This window comes from Bradyrhizobium sp. 2TAF36 (assembly GCF_052114925.1).
In the GTDB taxonomy this organism is placed as follows: Bacteria; Pseudomonadota; Alphaproteobacteria; order Rhizobiales; family Xanthobacteraceae; genus Bradyrhizobium; species Bradyrhizobium barranii.
The window spans coordinates 1-497 of sequence record NZ_JBFRFR010000256.1; the positions used below are offsets into that span (position 1 = coordinate 1).

Below are 497 nucleotides of genomic sequence, written 5' to 3' on the forward strand. Positions count from 1 at the left end.
CCGCCGCCGCGCGCCAGGAATTTGCCGCTGCCGGCCTCCGCGAGGCACTTGTTGCCGTCGATGATCACCCGGCCGCGCGAGAGAACGCTAACCGGCCAGCCCTTCAGCTTGCGGCCCGCGAACGGCGTGTAGCCGGCGAGGTCGTGCATCATCTCGTCGGCGATCACAGTCTCGCGATTGGGATCCCAGATCGCGATATCGGCATCGGCGCCGACCGCGATCGAGCCCTTGCGCGGATGCAGATTGTAGATTTTTGCCGGCGCGGTCGAAGTCAATTCGACGAACTTTTCCAGCCCGAGCCGGCCCTTCGACACCATCGCGTCGAACAGCAGCGGCAGCCGCAGCTCCAGCCCCGGCAGGCCGTTGGCCACCTGCTTGAAGTTCGGATTGGGACCGGCGCGCAGCTTGCCGGTCTCGTCGTAGCGATACGGCGCATGGTCCGACGAGATGGTCTGGAGATCGCCGAGCGACAGCGCCTGCCACAGCGCCTCCTGATC

1 protein-coding gene is annotated in these 497 nt (G+C 66.4%); it reads right to left on the reverse strand.

Annotated features, from left to right (window positions below; genetic code table 11):
- Positions 1 to 497: amidohydrolase family protein (locus AB4Z51_RS45060; RefSeq protein WP_441499788.1), on the reverse strand; the 497-nt coding region annotated here is incomplete at both ends.